Origin of the sequence: Streptomyces sp. NPDC086080, assembly GCF_044540255.1 — a bacterium.
GTDB lineage: Bacteria > Actinomycetota > Actinomycetes > Streptomycetales > Streptomycetaceae > Streptomyces.
This window is the reverse complement of record NZ_JBITRU010000032.1, coordinates 71,638-92,095: the sequence shown is the minus strand read 5'-3', so window position 1 is coordinate 92,095 and position 20,458 is coordinate 71,638. Positions and strand designations below refer to the sequence as shown.

Annotated in this window: 20 protein-coding genes and 1 pseudogene; 14 read left to right on the top strand and 7 right to left on the bottom strand. The window is 71.9% G+C overall.

The features are described 5' to 3' along the window. Positions 1-215: 215 nt before the first annotated feature. The 4 genes from ACIF9R_RS30425 to ACIF9R_RS30410 all read left to right on the top strand — a co-directional run bounded on the left by ACIF9R_RS30425 (position 216) and on the right by ACIF9R_RS30410 (position 3,953). Positions 216-404, top strand: a complete 189-nt coding sequence (locus tag ACIF9R_RS30425; RefSeq protein WP_399985608.1) for a hypothetical protein — start codon at positions 216-218, stop codon at positions 402-404. Between the two features lie 77 nt (positions 405-481). Beyond that, positions 482-1,897, top strand: coding sequence for an N-6 DNA methylase (locus ACIF9R_RS30420; RefSeq protein WP_399985607.1), 1,416 nt, complete (start codon positions 482-484; stop codon positions 1,895-1,897). Next, positions 1,894-3,111 (top strand): hypothetical protein, encoded by a 1,218-nt coding sequence (locus tag ACIF9R_RS30415; RefSeq protein ID WP_399985606.1) that lies wholly within the window; start codon positions 1,894-1,896, stop codon positions 3,109-3,111. The genes ACIF9R_RS30420 and ACIF9R_RS30415 overlap by 4 nt, the downstream gene beginning before the upstream one ends. A gap of 110 nt (positions 3,112-3,221) precedes the next feature. Next, positions 3,222-3,953, top strand: coding sequence for a hypothetical protein (locus tag ACIF9R_RS30410; protein ID WP_399985605.1), 732 nt, complete (start codon positions 3,222-3,224; stop codon positions 3,951-3,953). Positions 3,954-4,363: 410 nt separating this feature from the next. Here the strand turns inward: ACIF9R_RS30410 and ACIF9R_RS30405 are convergent, their stop codons facing one another. Then, the gene (locus tag ACIF9R_RS30405; RefSeq protein WP_399985604.1) at positions 4,364-4,621 is read right to left on the bottom strand and encodes a hypothetical protein; all 258 of its coding nucleotides are present in this window, start codon (positions 4,619-4,621) and stop codon (positions 4,364-4,366) included. A 143-nt stretch (positions 4,622-4,764) separates the two neighbouring features. On the opposite strand from ACIF9R_RS30405, the gene ACIF9R_RS30400 reads away from it, so the two are divergent. The 4 genes from ACIF9R_RS30400 (at position 4,765) to ACIF9R_RS30385 (ending at position 7,518) form a co-directional block, all read left to right on the top strand. Next, positions 4,765-5,733, top strand: coding sequence for a TIGR01777 family oxidoreductase (locus tag ACIF9R_RS30400; protein ID WP_399985603.1), 969 nt, complete (start codon positions 4,765-4,767; stop codon positions 5,731-5,733). A gap of 3 nt (positions 5,734-5,736) precedes the next feature. Then, the gene (locus ACIF9R_RS30395; protein WP_399985602.1) at positions 5,737-5,988 is read left to right on the top strand and encodes a type II toxin-antitoxin system Phd/YefM family antitoxin; all 252 of its coding nucleotides are present in this window, start codon (positions 5,737-5,739) and stop codon (positions 5,986-5,988) included. Next, positions 5,985-6,413 carry a PIN domain-containing protein gene (locus tag ACIF9R_RS30390; protein ID WP_399985601.1) on the top strand — a complete coding sequence of 143 codons (429 nt, stop codon included), beginning with the start codon at positions 5,985-5,987 and terminating at the stop codon, positions 6,411-6,413. The genes ACIF9R_RS30395 and ACIF9R_RS30390 overlap by 4 nt, the downstream gene beginning before the upstream one ends. Before the next feature lie 115 nt (positions 6,414-6,528). After that, on the top strand, positions 6,529-7,518 hold the full coding sequence (locus tag ACIF9R_RS30385; protein ID WP_399985600.1) for an aldo/keto reductase: 990 nt from the start codon (positions 6,529-6,531) through the stop codon (positions 7,516-7,518). A gap of 334 nt (positions 7,519-7,852) precedes the next feature. Here the strand turns inward: ACIF9R_RS30385 and ACIF9R_RS30380 are convergent. Next, positions 7,853-8,089: pseudogene (locus ACIF9R_RS30380) on the bottom strand (3-oxoacyl-ACP reductase); the annotation flags it as partial. Between the two features lie 151 nt (positions 8,090-8,240). Here ACIF9R_RS30380 and ACIF9R_RS30375 point away from each other — a divergent pair. Next, positions 8,241-9,881: an alkaline phosphatase D family protein gene (locus tag ACIF9R_RS30375; RefSeq protein WP_399985599.1), complete on the top strand. Its 1,641-nt coding sequence runs from the start codon at positions 8,241-8,243 to the stop codon at positions 9,879-9,881. Here ACIF9R_RS30375 and ACIF9R_RS30370 read toward each other — a convergent pair. Continuing rightward, entirely contained in the window at positions 9,868-10,893 is a 1,026-nt protein-coding gene (locus ACIF9R_RS30370; RefSeq protein ID WP_399985598.1) for a Gfo/Idh/MocA family protein, read from the bottom strand. The two genes, ACIF9R_RS30375 and ACIF9R_RS30370, sit on opposite strands and share 14 nt — an antisense overlap. A gap of 288 nt (positions 10,894-11,181) precedes the next feature. On the opposite strand from ACIF9R_RS30370, the gene ACIF9R_RS30365 reads away from it, so the two are divergent. The 3 genes from ACIF9R_RS30365 (at position 11,182) to ACIF9R_RS30355 (ending at position 15,153) form a co-directional block, all read left to right on the top strand. Next, the gene (locus tag ACIF9R_RS30365) at positions 11,182-12,525 is read left to right on the top strand and encodes a multidrug effflux MFS transporter (protein ID WP_399985597.1); all 1,344 of its coding nucleotides are present in this window, start codon (positions 11,182-11,184) and stop codon (positions 12,523-12,525) included. Continuing rightward, positions 12,477-13,655, top strand: coding sequence for a serine hydrolase domain-containing protein (locus ACIF9R_RS30360; protein ID WP_399985596.1), 1,179 nt, complete (start codon positions 12,477-12,479; stop codon positions 13,653-13,655). Before ACIF9R_RS30365 ends, ACIF9R_RS30360 begins: the two co-directional genes overlap by 49 nt. Positions 13,656-14,151: 496 nt before the next feature. Beyond that, the gene (locus ACIF9R_RS30355; protein ID WP_399985595.1) at positions 14,152-15,153 is read left to right on the top strand and encodes a small ribosomal subunit Rsm22 family protein; all 1,002 of its coding nucleotides are present in this window, start codon (positions 14,152-14,154) and stop codon (positions 15,151-15,153) included. Between the two features lie 211 nt (positions 15,154-15,364). Here the strand turns inward: ACIF9R_RS30355 and ACIF9R_RS30350 are convergent, their stop codons facing one another. Further along, the gene (locus tag ACIF9R_RS30350) at positions 15,365-15,559 is read right to left on the bottom strand and encodes a DUF6243 family protein (RefSeq protein ID WP_399985594.1); all 195 of its coding nucleotides are present in this window, start codon (positions 15,557-15,559) and stop codon (positions 15,365-15,367) included. A gap of 118 nt (positions 15,560-15,677) precedes the next feature. On the opposite strand from ACIF9R_RS30350, the gene ACIF9R_RS30345 reads away from it, so the two are divergent. Continuing rightward, positions 15,678-16,316, top strand: a complete 639-nt coding sequence (locus ACIF9R_RS30345) for a TetR/AcrR family transcriptional regulator (protein ID WP_399985593.1) — start codon at positions 15,678-15,680, stop codon at positions 16,314-16,316. Between the two features lie 34 nt (positions 16,317-16,350). Here ACIF9R_RS30345 and ACIF9R_RS30340 read toward each other — a convergent pair whose 3' ends face one another. Beyond that, entirely contained in the window at positions 16,351-17,226 is an 876-nt protein-coding gene (locus ACIF9R_RS30340; RefSeq protein ID WP_399985592.1) for a glycerophosphodiester phosphodiesterase, read from the bottom strand. A gap of 371 nt (positions 17,227-17,597) precedes the next feature. Between ACIF9R_RS30340 and ACIF9R_RS30335 the strand changes: the two genes are divergently transcribed. Next, on the top strand, positions 17,598-18,335 hold the full coding sequence (locus ACIF9R_RS30335) for a bifunctional DNA primase/polymerase (RefSeq protein WP_399985591.1): 738 nt from the start codon (positions 17,598-17,600) through the stop codon (positions 18,333-18,335). 303 nt (positions 18,336-18,638) lie between these two features. Here the strand turns inward: ACIF9R_RS30335 and ACIF9R_RS30330 are convergent, their stop codons facing one another. Both ACIF9R_RS30330 and efeU read right to left on the bottom strand, forming a co-directional pair. Further along, positions 18,639-19,625 (bottom strand): hypothetical protein, encoded by a 987-nt coding sequence (locus ACIF9R_RS30330; protein WP_399985590.1) that lies wholly within the window; start codon positions 19,623-19,625, stop codon positions 18,639-18,641. Beyond that, positions 19,576-20,457, bottom strand: coding sequence for an iron uptake transporter permease EfeU (gene efeU, locus ACIF9R_RS30325; protein ID WP_399985589.1), 882 nt, complete (start codon positions 20,455-20,457; stop codon positions 19,576-19,578). The genes ACIF9R_RS30330 and efeU overlap by 50 nt, the downstream gene beginning before the upstream one ends. Between the last annotated feature and the right edge of the window lies 1 nt (position 20,458).

Below are 20,458 nucleotides of genomic sequence, written 5' to 3'. Positions count from 1 at the left end.
GGGATCACGATCTGCCGGGAGGTGCAGCAATTGGACTGAGGCATCTTGGTGATTTCACGGGGTGAAGTTTTCATCTTGGGCCCCTCGCAAGCGGACTGCTCTCACAGCCAAACCGACTGCTGTATGGGGTAGAGTGGCTGTATGACGCTGCGGGACATCTGTGGACCGCCGGTTTGTTGTGCTTTGTCAGCTTGCATGGGGATGGGAGAACGCAGGTGGGTGGGAAGCGCGGAACGACGGTGGCGCTCGCGTTGACGGGGGCGGTGGCGGTGGCGCTGCTGGTCGCCTTCTGGCGCCTGGCGCGGACGGGGGACGTGGACGTGGCCCTCACGAACGGTGGGGCCGCGTTTGTGGCGGCGGTCGGTGTGACTTTCGTGGTGTTGACCTACATGCAAGGGGACTGAGTTCCGCCGGGCATGATGAGGCACATGGGCCTGTGGCCTTGCACTACGAAGCGCGGATGGGAGTCAGGGTGGAGAGAGTGTCCGAGGGACAGTCGCTGGGGCGCGTGCTGGACGCCCTGCGCGGGGCGCTGCCGCCCCGGGACGCCCTCCTCACCGTGATGGCTCTGATTCTGCTCCGGTACGAGGCGGAGAAGGCGCCGGCCGACGAGTGGGACGAGGGTGCGCGGGCCCGCAGGGCGTGGGAGGCACTCCGGAGCGGAGGTCACTGGCGAGAGGGAGGCCGTGGACTGACCGACGCCCTCCACAGCGGACTGCGAACCCGGGAGGAGGGCTTCCCCCTCCGTCTGGACCTGCCGAACCTTGGGAGCGTGCGGGACCGCGAGGCCGCACTTCTGATCAACTGGGTGACCGCGGCCGAGGACCCGACGGAACTCTTCGAGGCCTGCCTGGAGCAGTCGCATGCGCTGGGCAAGGGTGGCGACTACTACACCCCGTCGGATCTCACTCATCTCTTCATCAGCCTGATGGAGCCGGCGGACGATGAAGCGGTCTACGACCCCGTCTGCGGGTCCGGCGGCTTCCTCCTGAAGGCCAGGGAGTACGTCGCGGCTCAAGGCGGACGGCCCGAGGAGCTGGCCCTCTATGGACAGGACGCGAGCAGCACCGCCCTGCTGACCGCTGCCATGAACTTCTCGGTGCACGATGCCGGTGGGAACCTGGCTGGTCCCGCGAGCACACTGGCCGACGACCGGTTCTCCGATCTCACCTTCGACGTGGTCGTCGCCAACCCCCCCTTTAACCAATCGGGATGGGACGAGCATGGCATCCTCCGCGACAGCCCGTCCTGGCCCTACGGGCCTCCGCCCGCGGGCAACGCGAATTTCGCCTGGGCCCAGCACGTCGTGCGGAAGATGTCGCCCACCGGACGAGGCGCGCTCCTCCTGCCCACGGGTGCCGCCTCCACCGCCAAGGGGGCCGAGAGCCAGATCCGGGCGGCTCTCGTCAATGACGACGTCCTCAGCGCTGTCGTGGAACTGCCCGCCGGCCTGATCCCCCATGTGCGCAACCCCGTGAGTCTCTGGCTGTTCAGCAAGAGTAAGAAGCCACATCGCAGTTGGGGCCAGAACGACCGTGCGGGGCAGTTCCTCCTGATCGACGCGCGTGACAGCGCCACGAACGTGAAGCGCGGACGGCGAGTCGTCCCCGAGGAGGCCAGGGAACGCATCACCGCCACCTTCGCCGCCTGGCGCGGAGCACCGGACCAGGCGCCGTACGAAGACGTACCAGGCTGGTGCAGATCGCTGTCCCGGGACGAGATCGCGGAGACGGACTACGACGTACTGCCCTCGCACCACGTTGCGGCTCCACCGGCCGAGTCCGACCTTGCCGACGCACCGGAGCGTGTCGCCGACCTGACCGACGAACTGCTCGGTCTGTTCGCGACGTCACGCCGACTCGAGGACGAATTGCGCGAGTTGCTGGGGGAACTGTGACGCAGGAGAGCCTGGAGCACCGGCTTCAACAACTGCCCGCCGGGTGGAGCGTGTCCCGCCTGGGCGATCTGCCGACCGCACAGGTCATCGGTTACGGCGTCACCCGTCCCGGGCCGCACACGGATGACGGTGTGCCGATGATCCGCTCCGCCGACATCCAGGAGGGGCGGCTGCGCGGCGACGAACCGAGGCGGATCGCCCCCCGGGTCCATGAAGCCAACCTGCGCAGCCGACTTGAGGCCGGCGACATCGTCGTGGTCCTGGTGGGTCGCGTCGGTGAAGCCGCGGTCGTGGGAACGGAGTTCCATCACTGGAACGCGTCCCGGACCGTCGCCGTCATTCGGACGAGCGAACGTGACGAGGCGGCCTGGCTGAACCTGTGGCTCGGATCGCCGGCGGTGCGCGCGTGGTGCCAGCGACAGGCCACCGGTTCGACCCTGCAACGCACGCTCAGTGTGACGGCGCTGCGAAAACTCCCCGTACCGATCCCGCCGGCGGGACTCAGAGCGTCCCTGCTCCGAGCGATGCGGCTTCTGGAGGAGAAAGCGACGACCAACGCACGGATCGCCAGGTGCGCCACAGAGCTGAGCGAAGCGCACTTCGCGCGCCTGGCGAGTGACGGCGCGTCCTGGCCCGAACGGTCCCTGGCGACGCTTGTCCACTTCACCGCCGGGGCAGCGCCACGACCGAGCCCGGACGACGACGCGACGCCCGAGCGCGGTCCGGCTTTCGTCGCCCCCGCGGACATCCTGCAGAGCCAATCGCCCCACCTGTACGCCACCGAGCGACGGTTGTCCCCGGGCAAGAAGGGACGCACGCGCGCTCCCGGGTCCCTTCTTGTGGCATCGAGGGAAGACGGCGTCCGCGCAGTGATGAGTCACGTCCCCGCCGTCATCGGCCGCAATGTGCTCGCACTGGAAGCCGAGTCGGTGTCCGACGCGTACTGGTTGCTGCACGAGATTCGTTCGCGCAGTGCGGAACTGGCCGCTTCCGCACAAGGGTCCGCCGGCCGCGAGCTCGACCGAAAGGCATTCGCCGCGACCGCCGTCATCTGGCCTCCGCTGGAGGTGCGCGAGCACTTCGCACGGCGGGCCGGCCGTCTCCGGCAGCGGGCACGCGTTGCGGAGACCGAGACCGAACGGCTGCGTGAACTGCGAGACCGGATCTTGGACGGCTTCTTGTCCGGGAGCTTCCCGAGGACGCCCACTGCTTGACGATCAAGGGGCAAGAGGAAGGCGGTCACCCTTGGGTCGGCAAAAAAATCAGCTGAGCGGAGAGCTTCCGGCAGGTAGGTTCCCTGGTGTTCGAAGAGGGGGAACGCGACATGGCGAAGCTGAATCAGATCATCGCTGTCGAGAAGGGTGTCAAGAGCAAGTCGCTCCAGGACATCAACGCCGCGCACGCCAAGGTGCAGAAGCCCGCGCTGCTGGCCGGGATCTCGCGGACGTACCAGCCGAAGGACGAGGAGGGTGAGCAGCTGCCGCCCGAGTCGACGCGGGTGCAGGTGCAGGGTGAGGACGTGCTGCGGGAGATGGCCGCCTCGCTGACCCGGCTGTTCGACGTGACCGCCACCAAGGACTGGGCGAACTGCGCGGCCCGCGCGGACGTCACCGTCGACGGGCGGACCGTCGTCGCCGATGTCCCGGTCAGCTACCTGCTCTTCCTGGAGAAGCAGCTCGCCGATCTGCACACCTTCGTCAAGAAGCTGCCCACCCTCGACGCCGCCGAGTCCTGGTCCCACGACCCGTCCACGGACTGGTGGAAGACCGACCCGGTGCGGACCATCCGTACCAAGAAGGTGCCGCGCAACCACGTCAAGGCGGAGGCGACCGACAAGCACCCGGCGCAGGTCGAGGTGTACTACGAGGACGTGCCCATCGGGTACTGGACGACCGTGAAGTTCTCCGGGGCGCTCCCCGCGCGGCGGGTCAACGAGCTCGCCGAGCGGGTCGAGAAGCTTCAGCAGGCCGTGAAGTTCGCCCGTGAGGAGGCCAACGGCGCCGAGGTCACCGACCAGCGGGTCGGCGACGCGGTGTTCGGCTACCTGTTCGGCTGACGCGGCGGCGCGTCACGAGGCAGCACGTCACCACCATGATCGCCCCCGCGTGCGAGCGCGGGGGTGCGCTACGGGGCACGGGCCGGATTGAGGACCGGTTCGCGCCAGGAGCGCAAGCTGAAACTGAAGTTCAGCCTGAAAGCGCGGCTCGCCGGGACGGCGGCCGCGGTCAATCTCAGACTCTCGCTCCAGTCTCAGCATCGCCGCCGATCGCCGGACCGACCGGGGACGGACGAACGCCGTCGGATGCGAGTTCGACTCTCGCCTGCGCCTCTAGCACGGCGCGGTAGTTCAAAGGAAGAACACGACGGCATGATGACTGATCCGTCCTCTTAAACGCGCCGGCGTGCGCAATTGGGTGGCATCCCCAGGGGCCCGGGAGCTGGATACGACTCCCGGGCTCCGCCACGTCATGCCCAGGCCGCGACCAGGAGGACCGGGTAGAGCGCGCCCAGGGATCCCGTGGCGAGGCCGATGCCGCACTGGACCCGGTGGAGTCCGTGCCTCAGGCCGAGCAGCGCGAAGGTGACGGCCAGGCTGCCGAAGACCAGGGAGATCGCCATGCCGAGGAGGCCGGCGAACACGACCGTGACCGCGGCGGCCGTGCCGAGGACGAGTGAGACGGGCCCGTAGAGGGTCGCGGGGCTGTCCGTGGATCCGGTGGCCATGGTGGGCTCCTCGCTGGAGGTGGTCGGCTCGTCGACGACGTGCGGGTGGCGGACGCCCGCACCGCCAGCATGGCACGTCGAGACACTTATTTGAACACGTTCAAAAGAACGGTAGGGTGAGGGCCCCGACGAAGGGCCGGCTGATGAGGATCGTGATTCCCGGGGGCACCGGGCAGGTGGGACGCGTCCTGAACCGCGCGCTGAGCGCTGCCGGGCACGAGGTCGTGGTGCTGACCAGGCGGCCGGCCGCGCCGGGCGAGGTGTACTGGGACGGCAGGACCCCGGGGCCCTGGGCGGACGCGATCGACGGCAGTGACGTCGTGATCAACCTCGCCGGACGCAGCGTGAGTTGCCGTTACACCCCCGCCAACCTCCGCGCCATGATGGACTCGCGGGTGGAGTCCACCCGCGTCGTCGGCGAGGTGATCGGCGCCGCGGCCCGCCCGCCGCGGGTCTGGCTCCAGATGAGCACCGCCACCGTCTACGCCCACCGCTTCGACGCGCCCCACGACGAGACCACCGGCGTGATCGGGGGATCGGAACCGGACGTCCCGGGTTACTGGTCCTACAGCGTCGACATCGCCAGGGCCTGGGAGCGGGAGCAGGAGGAGGCCGTGACCCCGGGGACCCGCAAGGTGGCCCTGCGCTCCGCCATGGTGATGAGTCCCGACCGGGGTGGCGTCTTCGACGTCCTGTCGTGGCTGGCCCGGCTCGGACTCGGCGGGCCGGTCGCGGGCGGTGGGCAGTACGTGTCGTGGATCCACGACCACGACTTCGTCCGCGCGGTCGAGTTCCTGATCGACCAGGGGGATCTGACCGGTCCGGTGAACCTCGCGGCCCCGGAGCCCCTTCCGCAGCGGGTGTTCATGCGCGGCCTGCGCGAGGCGTGGCGTATGCCGGTGGGGCTTCCGGCGACGCGGTGGATGGCCGAGGTGGGCGCGTTCGTGCTCCGCTCGGACACCGAACTGCTGCTCAAGAGCCGCCGGGTGGTGCCCGGACGGCTGCTGGACGAGGGCTTCGCCTTCACCCACCCGACATGGCCACAGGCGGCCCACGACCTGGCACGGCGCCGACGGGACGGAGGGAGGGACGCTCCACGTACTATCCTGTAGTACATGGAGACGACCGCGCGTGACTTCAATCAGAACGCCTCGAAGATCCTCGCCGCGGCCGAGCGCGGCGAGCGGATCACGGTGACCAAGAACGGACGGCCGGTCGCCATACTGTCGCCGGTCACGGAGGAACCCGTACCCGATCACCCCACGGACCCGATGGGCGATGACGACGACATCCCCGTGTTCCGCAGTGGCTCCAGGATCGACTGGTCCCAGGGGCGCGGTTCCTACCTGGAGGGGTTCGGCGCATGACCGTGCTCATCGCCGACACCTCGGGCCTGTTCTCCCTGTTCGACGCGGACGATCCCGAACACGGGGCCTGCCGCAAGGCCGTCGCGGCCGCCTCCCACCTGGTGGTGACGCCGCTGGTCCTCGCGGAGCTCGACTACCTGCTGAGCACACGTGTGGGGCCCGAAGCCGCACACGCGGCACTCAGCCATGTCCGCGACCGTGCTGCCGTGCGCCGGTACGCGGTCCCGGAGATCGAACCGCACCTGTCGACGGCCCTGGTCACCATGCGCGGGTACCCGCAGATCGGCCTCACGGACACGATGAACGTGGTGATGGCGGCCGAGTACCACACCGACGCCATCCTCACCCTGGACCGTCGCCACTTCCGCATGGTGCGCCCCTTGACCGGGCACGCCGCGTTCCGGCTGTGGCCCGACGACCAGTGACGTCGGGCGGCGTCCGGACAGGGCCCCGGGGTCGCGTCGGGGTGCCCGTGCCGCTGAGGACCGGCCGCCCGGTGGCTTGCCTTCGCGCGCGCTCGAACTCCTAACGTTCCGGGCCATGGACACCACACGCACACTGGGACGCAGCGGTATCGAGGTCAGCGCCGTCGGCTTCGGCTGCTGGGCGATCGGCGGCGAATGGCAGGACCCGGACGGTCAGCCCCTGGGGTGGGGGAGGGTCGACGACGAGGAGTCGGTACGGGCGATCCGGCGCGCCCTCGACCTGGGCGTCACCTTCTTCGACACCGCCGACGTCTACGGCACGGGGCACAGCGAAGAGGTACTGGGCCGTGCCCTCGGCCGCCGCCGGGACGAGGTCGTCGTCGCCACCAAGTGGGGCAACCTCTTCGACCCGGACACCCGCACCCTCACCGGCGCCGACGACTCCCCGGAACACCTCCGTCGTGCCCTGACCGCCTCACTGCGCCGGCTCGGCACCGAGTACGTCGACCTCTACCAACTCCACATCGCCGACGCCGACGTCGGCCGGGCGGCCCGGCTGCGGGACGCCTGCGAGGACCTGGTGACCCAGGGGCTCATCCGGTCGTACGCCTGGAGCACCGACGACCCGGAGCGGGCCGCCGTGTTCGCCAAAGGGCCGCACTGCACCGCCGTGCAGCACGCGCTGAACGTGCTCACCGACGCGTCCGAGATGCTCCGGCTGTGCGAGGAGGCCGACCTCGCCTCCGTCAACCGCAGTCCGCTCGCGATGGGCCTGCTCACCGGAAAGCACGCCGGACGGGGGACACTCCAGCAGGGGGACATCCGCAGCAGGCCGCCCGCCTGGCTGCGGGGGTTCGGCGCGGGGTCGGGCGCGGACCCGGAGTGGCTCGCGCGCGTCGAGGCGCTGCGGGACGTCCTCACCAGTGACGGGCGCACGCTCGCCCAGGGCGCCCTCGCCTGGCTGTGGGCGCGCAGTCCGCGCACCGTGCCCATCCCCGGCTTCCGGTCGGTCGCCCAGGCGGAGGAGAACGCGGGGGCGTTGGAGAAGGGCCCGCTCAGCGATGCGCAGATGGCCGAGGTGGGGCGGGTTCTCGCCGTCCGGTAGGGGTGGGGCCGAAACAGGCGCCCGGTCCGTGCACCGGGCCGGGCGTCAGTCCGTGCGCCGGTCCGGGCGTCATGCCCCGGCGTTAGGTGCGGCAGCCGTTCCACCCGTCGGTGCGCATCCGCGGTCCCACGCGGATCCACCCCCACCCGACGGTGTGGAACGGCTGCCGTGCCCCCCTGGAGATGGCCTGCGGAAGCGCCCTGCTCCACGTGTGAAAGTGTGAAGCTTTCGTGTTCAGCAGAGTTGAGCATAAGGCCGTTACCGGCCGCAATGGGGCGGACGTACAAACTCCGTTTGTGGAAGGTCCACCTGCCGGTGCGGCCGGCCGGGGTCCTCAGCCCCGGCCCACGTACGGCATCGCCGTCGCCAGGATCGTCGCGAACTGCATGTTCGCCTCCAGCGGCAGCTCGGCCATGTGGCGCACCGTGCGGGCCACGTCCGCGACATCCATCACCGGCTCGGGAACGGTCTGCCCGTTCGCCTGGAGCGCGCCGGTCCCCATGCGCCGCGTCATGTCGGTCGCCGCGTTGCCGATGTCGATCTGGCCCACCGCGATCCTCGTCCGTCCGTCCGTTTCCTTGGGGTTCATGGCCCCGCAGCGTACGGGAGGGACCGCCATACGGAACTCATCCGACCGTCATCCGAGTGCCGTGGAGGTGTCAACGCAGGGTCGTCCGCGGCCAGTCGAATACCTTCCGCATCCACAGCCAGGGGAGGAACGGATGACACCCGAGGTCCGTCAGTCAGTGCACGCCCCCGAGTTCCGCGCCGCCGCACGCCACTTCGGCCGCCGCCGCTTCCTGACCACCACCGGAGCCGCCGCCGCACTCGCCTTCGCCGTCAACATCCCCGGCGCGGGCACCGCGGCCGCCGCCGAACTCGACGCCGCCCGGATCACCGACGACCCCTTCACCCTCGGTGTCGCCTCAGGCGACCCCCACCCGGACTCCGTCCTGCTGTGGACCCGGCTGGCCCCCGACCCGTACCGGGCCGACAGCGGACTGCCCGCGCAGCGTGTCACCGTCGACTGGGAGATCGCCCTCGACGAACGGTTCCGCCGGATCGTCAGACGGGGCAAGGCCACCGCCCACCCCGAGTTCCACCACGCCGTGCACGTCGAGGCCGGCCACCTGGCCCCCGGCCGGGTCTACTACTACCGCTTCCGGGCGGGCCGCTTCGTGAGCCCGGCCGGCCGTACCCGCACCGCGCCCGCCACTCGCGGCCGGACCGCCGCCCTCACCTTCGGCGTGGTCTCCTGCCAGCGCTACGACCAGGGCTACTTCACCGCCTACCGGCACCTCGCCGACGAGGACCTGGACGTCGTCCTCCACCTCGGCGACTACCTCTACGAGTACGCCGTCAACGACGTGGCCGGCGCCCGCGCCTACCCGGCCGGCACCCTGCCCGACCTGTTCCGGCGTGAGACGGTCACGCTGGAGGACTACCGGCTGCGGTACGCCCTCTACAAGTCCGACCCCGACCTGCGGGCCGCGCACGCCGCGCACCCCTTCGTCGTCACCTGGGACGACCACGAGACCGAGAACAACTACGCCGGCGACATCCCGGAGAACAGCGTCCCGCCGGAGGAGTTCCTGCTGCGCCGGGCCGCCGCCTACCGGGCCTACTGGGAGAACATGCCGCTGCGCCGTCCCCAACTCCCCGACGGACCGGATCTGAGGCTCTACCGCCGGCTGCACTGGGGCCGGCTGGCCCAGTTCGATGTGCTCGACACCCGGCAGTACCGCTCCAACCAGGCCTACGGCGACGGCTGGCAGTACCCGGGCCCCGAGTCCCAGGACCTCTCACGCACCCTCACCGGCGACGCCCAGGAGCGCTGGCTGATCAACGGCTGGCACCGCTCGGACGCGGTGTGGAACGTGGTGCCCCAGCAGGTCACGTTCGCGCAGCGGTTCAACTCGACCACGGCGCCGTCCAAGGTCTCCATGGACTCCTGGGACGGCTACCCGGCCTCCCGCGAGCGGGTGCTGGCGGGCGCGCGGGCCGCCGGTGTCGACAACCTCATGGTCCTCACCGGCGATGTGCACGTGCACTACGGCTTCGACATCAAGCGCGACTTCTCCGACCCGGACTCGCAGACCGTGGGCACGGAGATCGTCACCTCCTCCGTCAGCAGTGGCGGCAACGGCTCCGAGAAGCCCGCCAACTGGCAGACATACATGGCCGCCAACCCGCACCTGCGGTTCTACAACGGGCTGCGCGGCTACACGACGGTGTCGCTCGGCCGTGAGCTGGCGCGCGCCGACTTCAAGACGGTCTCCCACGTCACCACGCAGGGCGCGCCGCTCACGACCGCCGCCTCCTTCGTGACGGAGGCGGGGGAGCAGGGGCTCAAGCCGGCGTGACCACCGGGTCCTGTACGGCGTCCTGCGGGTAGCGGACGCCGACGCGGTCCCGGATCGCGTCGAGCGTCCGCATCACGGCGAGGGTGCCGTCCAGCGGGACCAGCGGTGACTCGGTCTCGCCGGCCCGCAGGGCCCGCATCACCTCGGCCGCCTCGTGCTTCAGGCTGCCCCGGTCGCCGTCGGCCGGGTCGGCGGTGAACTCCTCGGGGTCACGGCCGGACCGGTGCAGGGTGAACCGCTCCGGGAAGAAGAAGCCGTACGGGATGTCGATGCGGCCCTTCGAACCGGTGATCGACGCGGAGGTCGCCGTACCGCCGACGATGGAGCAGTGCACCGAAGCGAGAGCACCGCTCTCCCAAGAGAGCAGTGCACCCGTCTGGAGATCAACGCTCTCCTCCGAGAGCACCGCTCGCGCGGTGATGTCCGACGGCTCTCCCAGCAGCAGCTGGGCGAACGACACCGGGTACACCCCCAGGTCCAGCAGCGCGCCCCCGCCCAGCGCCGGATCCCGCAGCCGGTGCGAGGCGGGGAAGGGCCCCTCGAGACCGAAGTCCGCGTGCACACTGCGCACCTCACCGATCGCCCCGTCGTCGACCAGCGCCTTCAGCCGCCGCACCATGGGGTGGCAGTACATCCACATGGCCTCCATCAGGAAGCGCCCGTTGCCGCGCGCCAGCGCGACCAGCTCGTCGGCCTCCCGCGCGTTCAGCGTGAACGGCTTCTCGCACAGCACGTTCCGCCCCGACTCCAGCATCAGCCCGGCCGCCGCGCGGTGCGCCGAGTGCGGAGTGGCGACGTAGACGACGTCGATCTCCTCGTCCCGCGCCAGCGACTCCCAGTCGCCGTACGCCCGCGGTATCCCGAACCGCTCGGCGAACGCCTTCGCCGGCTCCGCCGACCGCGACGCGACCGCCACGATCTCCGCGTCCGGCATGTCCACCAGATCCGCCGTGAACGTCGCGGCCATCCCGCCGGTCGCCAGGATTCCCCAGCGCACCTTCTGTTCCGTCATTGGTCCCACCCTGCTCGTGTTCCGTCCACGCGTCGTCGATGGACTGCTGTGGAAGCGCTCCCATGACATCGTCGTCGACGCCGGGCACTCCGTACGAGCTGAGAGCATAGGGAGCTGACGGCATGAAAAGGGAGGGGTCACATGCCCGAGGGTGGGGCGTTCATATCGAAATCACCGGAAAACAGGGCACCGGACACCGTGCCGGCAGCGGCCGTGAACAGCGGGACCGATGTGACCGACGGGACAGACATCACCAATGGGGCAGGTGTGACCGGCGCCGCCGGAGGGATGGCTGTGACTCGTGTCACCGCCGGTACGACCGCGGGTGTCACCGGCGGTCCGGCGACGTCGTCGGCGCACCGCACCACCACCGGGGCCGCCACGACCACTACCGCCACGGCCACCGCCGCCACTCGCCGTACGAGCCTGCTGGTCACCCTCCTCCTCGGCGGCCTGACCGCCGTACCACCGCTGTCGATGGACATGTACCTCCCCGCCCTTCCGGAGGTCACCCGCTCCCTGCACGCGTCCGCCGCCACCGTCCAGCTCACGCTCACCACCTGCCTGGCCGGCATGGCGCTCGGGCAACTGGTGGTCGGTCCGATGAGCGACCGCTGGGGCCGCCGCCGCCCCCTGCTCACCGGCCTCGCGATCTACGTCGTCGCCACCGCGCTGTGCGCGTTCGCGCCGACCATCGAACTCCTCGTCGCCTGCCGACTGGTGCAGGGCCTGGCGGGCGCGGCGAGCATCGTCATCGCGCGGGCGGTCGCGCGTGACCTGTACGACGGCGTGGCCCTGGCCCGCTTCTTCTCGACCCTCATGCTGATCTCAGGAGTCGCGCCGATCGTCGCGCCGCTCATCGGCGGGCAGGTCCTGCGGGTCACGGACTGGCGGGGCGTGTTCGTCGTCCTCACCGTCCTCGGTCTGCTGCTGACGGCCGTCGTCTGGGTGAAGCTGCCGGAGACACTGGCGCCCGCCGACCGGCACGACGGAGGCGTCGGCGAGGCCCTCGGCTCGATGCGCCGCCTGCTCGCCGACCGGGTCTTCACCGGGTACATGCTCGTCGGCGGATTCGCCTTCGCGTCCCTCTTCGCCTACGTCTCGGCCTCCCCGTTCGTCATGCAGGAGATCTACGGAGCCTCCCCGCAGACGTTCAGCCTGCTGTTCGGGCTCAACTCGGTCGGCCTGATCGCCATGGGCCAGATCAATGGCAAGGTCCTGGTCGGCCGGGTCCGGCTGGACAAGGTGCTCGGACTCGGGCTCGCCGTCGTGGTCGTCGCCGCGATCGCGCTGCTGCTCATGTCGACGGGCGTGTTCGGTGAGGTGGGGCTGGTGCCCGTGGCCGCCGCGCTGTTCGTGCTGATGTCCGCGATGGGCATCACCATGCCCAACACCCAGACCCTCGCCCTGGTGCGCACCCGGCACGCGGCCGGCTCCGCGTCGGCCCTGCTCGGGACGACGTCGTTCCTCGTCGGCGCGGTCGCCACCCCGCTGGTCGGGGTGGCCGGGGAGGACACCGCCGTCCCGATGGCCGTCGTCCAACTGGTCGCCGCCCTGGTGGCGCTCGGCTGCTTCCTGGGAATGTGCCGCCCGTGGAACGGGCGGACGGACCTGAAGGGCGGGGGCATCTGAGCGCCCCGCGACTGCGCCACGGCACACCCCGGCAGGCCGGGCTCGACGCCGGGGAACTCCGGCACCTGGTCCGGGAGGTCCGGGCCCGCACCGGCGGGGAGCGGCCCTGGGCGGCCGGGGCGGTCGTGGTCGTCGGGCGCGGCCCGGTGCTCGCCGTGCAGGAGGCGGCGGGCTGGGCGGTGCGCTACGCGGCGTACGACGAGGAGACGGACACCCCGGTCGAACTGCCGCCGGACGACCGCGTCCCGATGACCGTGCACACGCCCTTCGACCTGGCGTCCCTGACCAAGCTGTTCACCTCCGTGGCGGCGGTGCAGCAGATCGAGCGCGGCACACTGGGCATCGACGCGCGCGTGAGCGCGTACCTCCCGGACTTCACGGCGGCGGCACGGCACGGCGTCACCGTGCGCCAGCTGCTCACCCACACCTCCGGACTGCGGCCCGAACTCCCGCTGTACGACTGCGCCGACGACGCGGAACGCCTGGCGCTGCTCCGCGCGGAGGCCCCGGCCGGGGCGCCCGGCACGTACTGCTACTCCGACCTGAACATGCTCCTCCTCCAGCACGTGCTGGAACGCCTCACCCGCCGCAGGCTCGACACCCTGGTCCGCGAGGGCATCACCCGGCCGCTCGGGATGACCGCGACCGCCTTCGGACCGTGCCCGTCCGCGGCGGCGACCGAGGACCAGCGGCGGCCGTGGGCCAAGGCGGACCGGGGGATGCTGCGGGGCGAGGTGCACGACGAGAACGCGTGGGCCCTGGGCGGTGTGGCCGGTCACGCGGGACTGTTCTCCACGGGCCGGGACCTGGCGGTCTTCTGCCGCACCCTGCTGGCGGGCGGTTCGTACGGGCCCGCCCGCATCCTCGGCCCCGAGTTCGTGGACCTGCTGTTCACCCCGCCGGGCCTGGGCTTCGCCCTGGACCAGCCGTGGTTCATGGGCGAGTTGTCCGGCCGCGGCGCCGCAGGCCACACCGGCTTCACGGGCACGTCCTTGGTCCTCGACCGTGCCACCGACGCCTACGTGATCCTCCTGGCCAACACCGTCCACCCCCGCCGCCCGCCCTCCCCGGACAGCCGCCCGAGAGCCCAGACGGCGACCCGCGTGGCACGGGCGGCACGGGGGAGGTGAGAGGGCACGCCCTCTCCGGCCCGCCCGGACCGCCCGCGCGACCCGCGAGCGGCCACCCCGTCGCCGGCCGCATCCCACGCGGGTACCGCCGCTTGGTCGCCTCCGCGGGCAGTCGTGCGAGCGCCGCTCGGTCGCTTCCGCGGGCAGTCGTGCCGCCGCTTGATCGCTTCGGCGGGTAGTGGTGCCGCCGCCGCTGCGACGCCTGGGCAGTGGTGCCAGCGCCGCTTGGTCGCTTCCGCGGGCAGTCGCGCGGGCGCCGTTTGGTCCCTTCCGCGGGCAGTGGTGCGGGCGCTGCTCAGCCGCTTCCGCGGGCAGTCGTGCCGCTGGGGCGGCACGGGTGGGCGCGACGGCACCCCGCAAGCGCCGGGTTGCGCACACATCCCCCGGCCACTCACCACACGGGCACCCGTGCAACACCGGGCGTGAGCTCGGCCGACGGCCACAGCCGGGGCCACGACCACAGCCACGCACGCCCCCACCCCCGTAGAATCGCCGGGTGAACGCCCCCGCCTCCGCCCTCTCCACCGCCGAGACCCTGCGCTCCGCCCTCGCCGGGCTGCTCGACGGGCTTCCGCCGAGGCAGGCCGCGCAGGCCGTCGAGCGGCTGATCGCCACCTACCGCGGGGCAACCCCCACCCACACCCCCATCCTGCGCGACCGTGCGGACGTCGCCGCGTACGCCGCCTACCGCATGCCCGCGACCTTCGCGGCGGTGCGCTCGGCACTGGAGGCGTTCGCCGACGCCGTACCCGGATGGACGCCAGGCGACCACATCGACCTCGGGGGCGGCACCGGCGCGGCCGCCTGGGCCGTGAGCGCGACCTGGCCCGGGGACCGCCCCGTGACCGTGCTCGACTGGGCCGAACCCGCCCTCGCCCTCGGTCGGGAACTCGCCGCCGCGTACCCCGCGCTGCACCGCACCCGCTGGCACCGCTCTCGTATCGGAGCAGCGCTCTCCATCGAGAGCACCGATCTCGTCACCGTCTCCTACGTTCTCAACGAGCTCACCGCCCCCGACCGCGCCGCCCTCGTCGACGCGGCCGCCGACGCCGCGCGGTCCGTCGTGATCGTCGAACCCGGTACCCCCGACGGCTACGCCCGTGTGATCGAGGCCCGCGACCGCCTCGTCGCCGCCGGCTTCCACGTCGCCGCCCCCTGTCCGCACAGCGCCGCCTGCCCCATCGCCCCCGGCACGGACTGGTGCCACTTCTCCGCGCGGGTCAGCCGTTCGTCCCTGCACCGCCAGGTCAAGGGCGGGTCCCTCGCGTACGAGGACGAGAAGTTCAGCTACGTGGCAGCCACCCGCGCCCCGGTCACGCCGGCCCCCGCCCGGGTCGTCCGCAAGCCACAGATCCGCAAGGGCCAGGTCCTCCTCGACCTGTGCGAGAAGGACCCGTCCCTGAGCCGCGCCACGGTCACCAAACGCCACGGCGACCTGTACCGGGCGGCCCGGGACACGACCTGGGGCGCCCCCTGGCCCCCCGACGCCGACGCGTGAGCGCCCGTCGCCGAGGCCCAAGCGCCTGACGCCGAGCGCCCGACCCCGCCGCCCGAGCGCCCGACCCCGCCGCCCGAGCGCTCGGCGGCGACGCCGAGTCCGGCCCGGGACAAGGGCCGGGGCGACGTGTGGCCGCCCGGTACCGACGTGTGAGCGCCCGGTGTCGACGACCCAGCACCTCGCGCCGCGCCCCAGCACCCCGCGCCGACGCCTAAGCGTCTGACGCCGCCCCCTTCCCCTCCTCCCGCCTCTCCTGCAGCTTGCGCAGCAACCCCCGCTTCTGTGCCCGCGCGTCGAGCCCGCCCCCGATACGCCCGCCGCGCCCGCCCCCGCGCAACTCCTCGCGGCCGAGGTGCCGTCGGGTGCCGCCGACGCCCAGCATGTTTCCGGCTCCGCCTCGCGTCATCGTTCGAGCCCCTTCCGTCTCTCATCCACCTCTTCGATACGAGACGTATCGTCTCGCCGTCCGGTGCCTCCACTGTGCGGCGAGACGCATCGTCTTGTCAACCTGATAAATTCGACCCATGGCCTCACACCAGCCCGCCGGCCAGCCGGCCCCCGACGCCACCCGCCGCAGCGAGCGCTCCCGGCGGGCCATCTACGACGCCGCCCTCGCCCTGGTCGCCGAGGTCGGCTACCCGAGGACCACCATCGAGGGCATCGCCTCCCGCGCCGGTGTCGGCAAGCAGACGATCTACCGTTGGTGGTCGTCGAAGGCGGACGTGCTCCTGGAGGCGTTCCTCGACCTGAGCGACCGGGCGGCCGAGGAGGCCCGGACCGCGGACCAGCCCGCGTACGCCATCCCCGACACCGGTGACCTCGCCGCCGACCTCAAGTACGTCCTGCGCGCCACGGTCGACGAACTGCACGACCCCACCTTCGAGGCCCCCTCCCGCGCCCTGGCCGCCGAGGGCATCGTCAACGAGGAACTCGGCCGCCGGTTCGTCGCCACACTGCTGGAGCCCCAGCTCCAGCTCTACGTCGACCGCCTGCGCTCGGCCCAGGCGGCCGGAGACGTCCGCGCGGACATCGACCCGCGCATCGCCCTGGAACTCTTCGTCTCCCCCCTGGCCCAGCGCTGGCTCCAGTACACCGCCCCCATCACCTACGACTACACCGACACCCTCGTCGACTACGCCCTGTACGGCCTCGCACCCCGCTGACCCGCCGCCCGCCGCCCCCAAGCCCCTCAGCCCTTCAACGCCCCAGCGCCGCACTCACCACCCCCGGCCCCCGCACCGGATGCCGGGACAGGCGCCCGGGAACGTCCGTGATGATGCCGTCGCAGCCGAGGGAGAGGGCGCGGTCGCGCTGGGCCGGGGTGGCGACCGTGTGGGCCCAGACGCGGGGGACACCGGAGCGCACCGCGCGGGTCAGATCCGCGTCGCGGGCCTTGACGTCGACATCGAGGAGATCGACGTAGGAGCGCCAGCGCTCGGGGCGGTCGGTGCGCAGCTGGCGGGCCGAGCGCCACAGCTGGGTCAGCAGGCCCAGGCCGTGGACGCGGCGGGCGACCGCGGGGTCGTTGGTGTTCACGAACACCGAGCGGGTCAGACCGCGGGAGCGGATCAGCGCGGCCAGCCGGTCGAGGCCGCTCGGGTCCTTCGCCTCCAGCATCAGCACGACCCGCCCGCCGAGACGGTCCAGCACCTCGGCGACCGTCGGCGGCCGCTCCGCGCGCCAGCTCACCGGCAGCCCGTCGCGCGGACGCAGCCGTACGTTCCGCCACTCCCCGGCGTCCAGTCCGCGCACCTCGCCGCCCAGGAAGGTCGTACGGTTCAGGGTCGCGTCGTGGAAGACCACCGGTGTCCCGTCCCGCAGTACCCGGGTGTCGAAGTCGAGCACCTGCGCCGTACCGCGCCGGTACGCCGCCATCAGCCCCGACATGCTGTTCTCCGGCACCTCGCGGGCCCCGCCCCGATGAGCGACGTACGGCACCCGGGGCAGCGAGTCCACCGTCAGCGGCCCCGTGCCCCACTCCAGCGGAGAGCCGCCGGCGTGGCCGCCCGTGAGGGTCAGCGCGACCACGGAAGCCGCAGCCGCCAGGCCGGTCGACGCGATCGATGTGACCATGCCGAACACGGTAGGCGCGGGTGTCCGGCCGGACCGTGCAGTGACACCCCCTCCCGCCCGGGTGCCCCGCTCCCCACCCCGCGCGCTCGTCCCGCGGGCCCGCCCGCGCGCTCGCCCCGCGGGCCCGCCCGCGCGCTCGTCCCGCGGGCCCGCCCGCGCGCTCGCCCCGCAGGCCCGCTCGGGCACTCGCCCCGCGGGCCCGCCCCGGGCACTCGCCCCGCAGGCGTCCTCTTCGTCCCCTCGGGCCCCCCTCGTCCGTTCGGGTCACCCTCGTCCCACCTGCGGCGATTGTGGGCTCCGGCCCCCCGATGCGCACGGCGGTGGAACCATAGGGCATGCTGGGGACGCAGGACGGCGAGGCGAGGAGATAGATGAGCGCGGAGTTCGGTGGACGGAGCGGCCGGAACGGCAGAATCTCCCAATGGCTGCGCGGACGCCGCCCGAAGACGGACGCCGACGAGGGCGGCCGTGAGGCCCTGCTGCTCGCCGCCGCCGACGCGGGACTGCCACTCGCACCCGCCGCGCACCCCGCCACCGCGTACGGCTGCTCCTGCGACCGCGTGGGCTGCCCCACCCCGGCCCGGCACCCGGTGTCCTTCGCCTGGCAGACGCAGTCCACCACCGACCGCGCCCAGATCGAGCGCTGGGCCCGTCACCAGCCGCAGGCCAACTTCATCACCGCGACCGGCATGGTGCACGACGTCCTCGACGTCCCCCTCGACGCCGGCCGCGAGGCGCTCGGCCGCCTGCTCGACGCCGGTGTCGAGGTCGGCCCCGTCGCCGAGAGCGACGACGGCCGCGTGCTGTTCTTCACCCTCACCCGCGGCACCCCCGAGGACGAGGACGAGTGGTGGCCGTGCGAGCTGGACTGCCATCCGGAGACCATGGACGAGCATCCCGGGCTGCGCTGGCACTGCCGCGGCTCCTACGTCCTCGTACCGCCCGCCCGCCTGCCCGGCGACGGCGACCGGTCGGTGCACTGGGTACGTGGCCCCGAGCATCCGCTGCCGGACCCGCTGACCCTGCTGGAGTTCCTCACCGACTCCTGCGCCCGCCACATCGGTGAACAGTCCGACCACACGGCCACGGCCTGGCCCCTGCGCCGCTGAGACAGCCCGTGCACGGGCGCCCGGCGAGCAGCCGCCGGCGTCCGGCGATCAGCCGCCCGGTGTGATCTGCGACCGCCCGCCCCACCCACGGCGGTACCGCACCCCGGCGACCCGTACGCGGCATCGACCCAGCCGCCCCCGCAGCAGGCGCGGAACCGCAGCCCCCGCCGCCCCCGCAGGGTGCCGGACAGGACCGCCCGCCCCGGCCGACGACAGCGCCCGCCCCGGCCATGGATCCAGCAGGTCGATGGAGGTCCGTGGAGTCCGGCGGAGTCCGGTGGGCCGCGGTCGTACCGGCAGGGCCTACTCGCCCTTCGCCGACGTCAGCCCCTGGATCCGCCCCAGGACCTCCACCTCGCCGTCGGCCGGATCCAGCGCCACCTCGTTGGAGACGAACTCCATCGTCAGCGACTGCCGTATCTCCCCGGTCGTCAGCGCCAGCACGTCCCCGTTCGGTACCGGCACCGACGCTCCCTCCGCGGCCGTCTGCTTCTCGAAGTGGCGCGTGGCGAAGAACACCAGCGCCCCGCCGTCCGCGGTGCGCAGCGCCAGCGGCGCGTAGTCGCCGTCCCTCATCGGCTCGTCCAGGTACTGCCTGGCCAGACCCGGCTGTTGCGACTTCTTCGCCCGGGTGGCCCGCCATGCGCTGGTGTGCGGACCGTCCGCGAAGACCTCCCCGCCGTCCGTGAGGAACGTCGTGTACTCCTCGCTCAACTCGCCCGGCGGCACCGCCACATCGGTCGAGTCCGCGGGCACGGCCTCCGCCCAGCCGTCCCGGTCCGTTGTGAACTCCGGTATCTCGTCCGGGGCCACCAGCGTCAGATACGCCACTTCCCACGGCTCGTCCAGCCCGCCGCGGGTGAACACCAGCAGCCAGCGGACGTCGCCGCCCTTGTTGCCCTCGGCGTCGGCGAGGAACCAGCGCGGCCAGCCCGCCTTCGCCGGAATGGTGAACTTCGCGTCCGTCAGCTCCAGCGGCGAGTAACCGGGATTTCCCTCCGGGCTGTTGGCCCGCCCGGCCTTCAGCCGGGCCCCGTCGATGTCGGCGAGGGCGCCGGTGGTGTGATCGGCGTCCAGGGAAGAGTCGTACGCCTTGTCGGCCTCGTTGTACGCCGCGGTGAACTCCGCCAGCGCTTCGGCGGCTTCGGCGCGGGTCGTGGCCGGGAGCACCTCGCGCTCACCGTGCACCACCACGCAGCCGCTCGCCGTCAGCGACAGAGCGGCCACGAGCGCCCATGTGTCAAACCTGCGGTGCCTGCGGAGCCTTCGAAGGCCGTGATCCCTGCTCATCCGGTTCCTTCACCTTCCCCTTCCCGGAGGCGAACCCTACCGGGGCGAGGAACAGCGCGAGCGTCGGGACCAGGTACAGCAGCCACACCGTGACCTGGACCACGGTGGGGTTGGGCTGGAAGTTGAACACGCCCTTCAGCAGGGTGCCGTACCAGCTGTCCGGCGGGATCGCGCCGCTGATGTCGAAGGCCCGGTTCGTCAGGCCGGGCAGCCAGTCGGCTTCCTGCAGGTCGTGGACGCCGTACGCCAGCACACCCGCCGCCACGACCACCAGCAGGCCGCCGGTCCACGTGAAGAACTTGGAGAGGTTGATCCGCAGCGCACCCCGGTAGAACAGCCAGCCGAGCACCACCGCCGTCGCCAGCCCCAGCGCCACCCCGATCAGCGGGCGCGGGCTGCCGTCCCCGGCCGCGTGCACGGACGCCCACACGAACAGGGCGGTCTCCAGGCCCTCGCGGCCCACCGCGAGGAACGCGGTGGCGACCAGCGCCCCCGTGCCCATCGCGAGCGCGGCGTCCAGCTTGCCGTGCAGTTCCGCCTTCAGATGCCGGGCGGTGCGCCGCATCCAGAAGACCATCCAGGTCACCAGGCCCACCGCGAGGATCGACAGCGTACCGCCGAGCGCCTCCTGTGCCTCGAACGTCAGCTCCTGCGAGCCGAATTCGAGCGCGCAGCCGAACCCGAGCGCCAGGGCGACCGCGACCCCGATACCGGCCCACACCGGCTTCAGCGCGTCCCGCCGCCCGGTCTTCACCAGATAGGCGATCAGGATGCAGACGACGAGGCTGGCCTCCAGGCCCTCGCGCAGACCGATCAGATAGTTGGAGAACACG

What these genes read in the sequence shown, in the direction of transcription:
- ACIF9R_RS30410 (WP_399985605.1), top strand. Translation starts at nt 3,222, where the DNA reads ATGGCGAAGCTGAATCAGATCATCGCTGTCGAGAAGGGTGTCAAGAGC.
- ACIF9R_RS30345 (WP_399985593.1), top strand. Translation starts at nt 15,678, where the DNA reads ATGGCCTCACACCAGCCCGCCGGCCAGCCGGCCCCCGACGCCACCCGC.
- ACIF9R_RS30330 (WP_399985590.1), bottom strand. Translation starts at nt 19,625, where the DNA reads ATGAGCAGGGATCACGGCCTTCGAAGGCTCCGCAGGCACCGCAGGTTT.
- ACIF9R_RS30370 (WP_399985598.1), bottom strand. Translation starts at nt 10,893, where the DNA reads ATGACGGAACAGAAGGTGCGCTGGGGAATCCTGGCGACCGGCGGGATG.
- ACIF9R_RS30335 (WP_399985591.1), top strand. Translation starts at nt 17,598, where the DNA reads ATGAGCGCGGAGTTCGGTGGACGGAGCGGCCGGAACGGCAGAATCTCC.
- ACIF9R_RS30390 (WP_399985601.1), top strand. Translation starts at nt 5,985, where the DNA reads ATGACCGTGCTCATCGCCGACACCTCGGGCCTGTTCTCCCTGTTCGAC.
- ACIF9R_RS30400 (WP_399985603.1), top strand. Translation starts at nt 4,765, where the DNA reads ATGAGGATCGTGATTCCCGGGGGCACCGGGCAGGTGGGACGCGTCCTG.
- ACIF9R_RS30395 (WP_399985602.1), top strand. Translation starts at nt 5,737, where the DNA reads ATGGAGACGACCGCGCGTGACTTCAATCAGAACGCCTCGAAGATCCTC.
- ACIF9R_RS30365 (WP_399985597.1), top strand. Translation starts at nt 11,182, where the DNA reads ATGGCTGTGACTCGTGTCACCGCCGGTACGACCGCGGGTGTCACCGGC.
- ACIF9R_RS30350 (WP_399985594.1), bottom strand. Translation starts at nt 15,559, where the DNA reads ATGACGCGAGGCGGAGCCGGAAACATGCTGGGCGTCGGCGGCACCCGA.
- ACIF9R_RS30405 (WP_399985604.1), bottom strand. Translation starts at nt 4,621, where the DNA reads ATGGCCACCGGATCCACGGACAGCCCCGCGACCCTCTACGGGCCCGTC.
- ACIF9R_RS30375 (WP_399985599.1), top strand. Translation starts at nt 8,241, where the DNA reads ATGACACCCGAGGTCCGTCAGTCAGTGCACGCCCCCGAGTTCCGCGCC.
- ACIF9R_RS30340 (WP_399985592.1), bottom strand. Translation starts at nt 17,226, where the DNA reads ATGGTCACATCGATCGCGTCGACCGGCCTGGCGGCTGCGGCTTCCGTG.
- ACIF9R_RS30385 (WP_399985600.1), top strand. Translation starts at nt 6,529, where the DNA reads ATGGACACCACACGCACACTGGGACGCAGCGGTATCGAGGTCAGCGCC.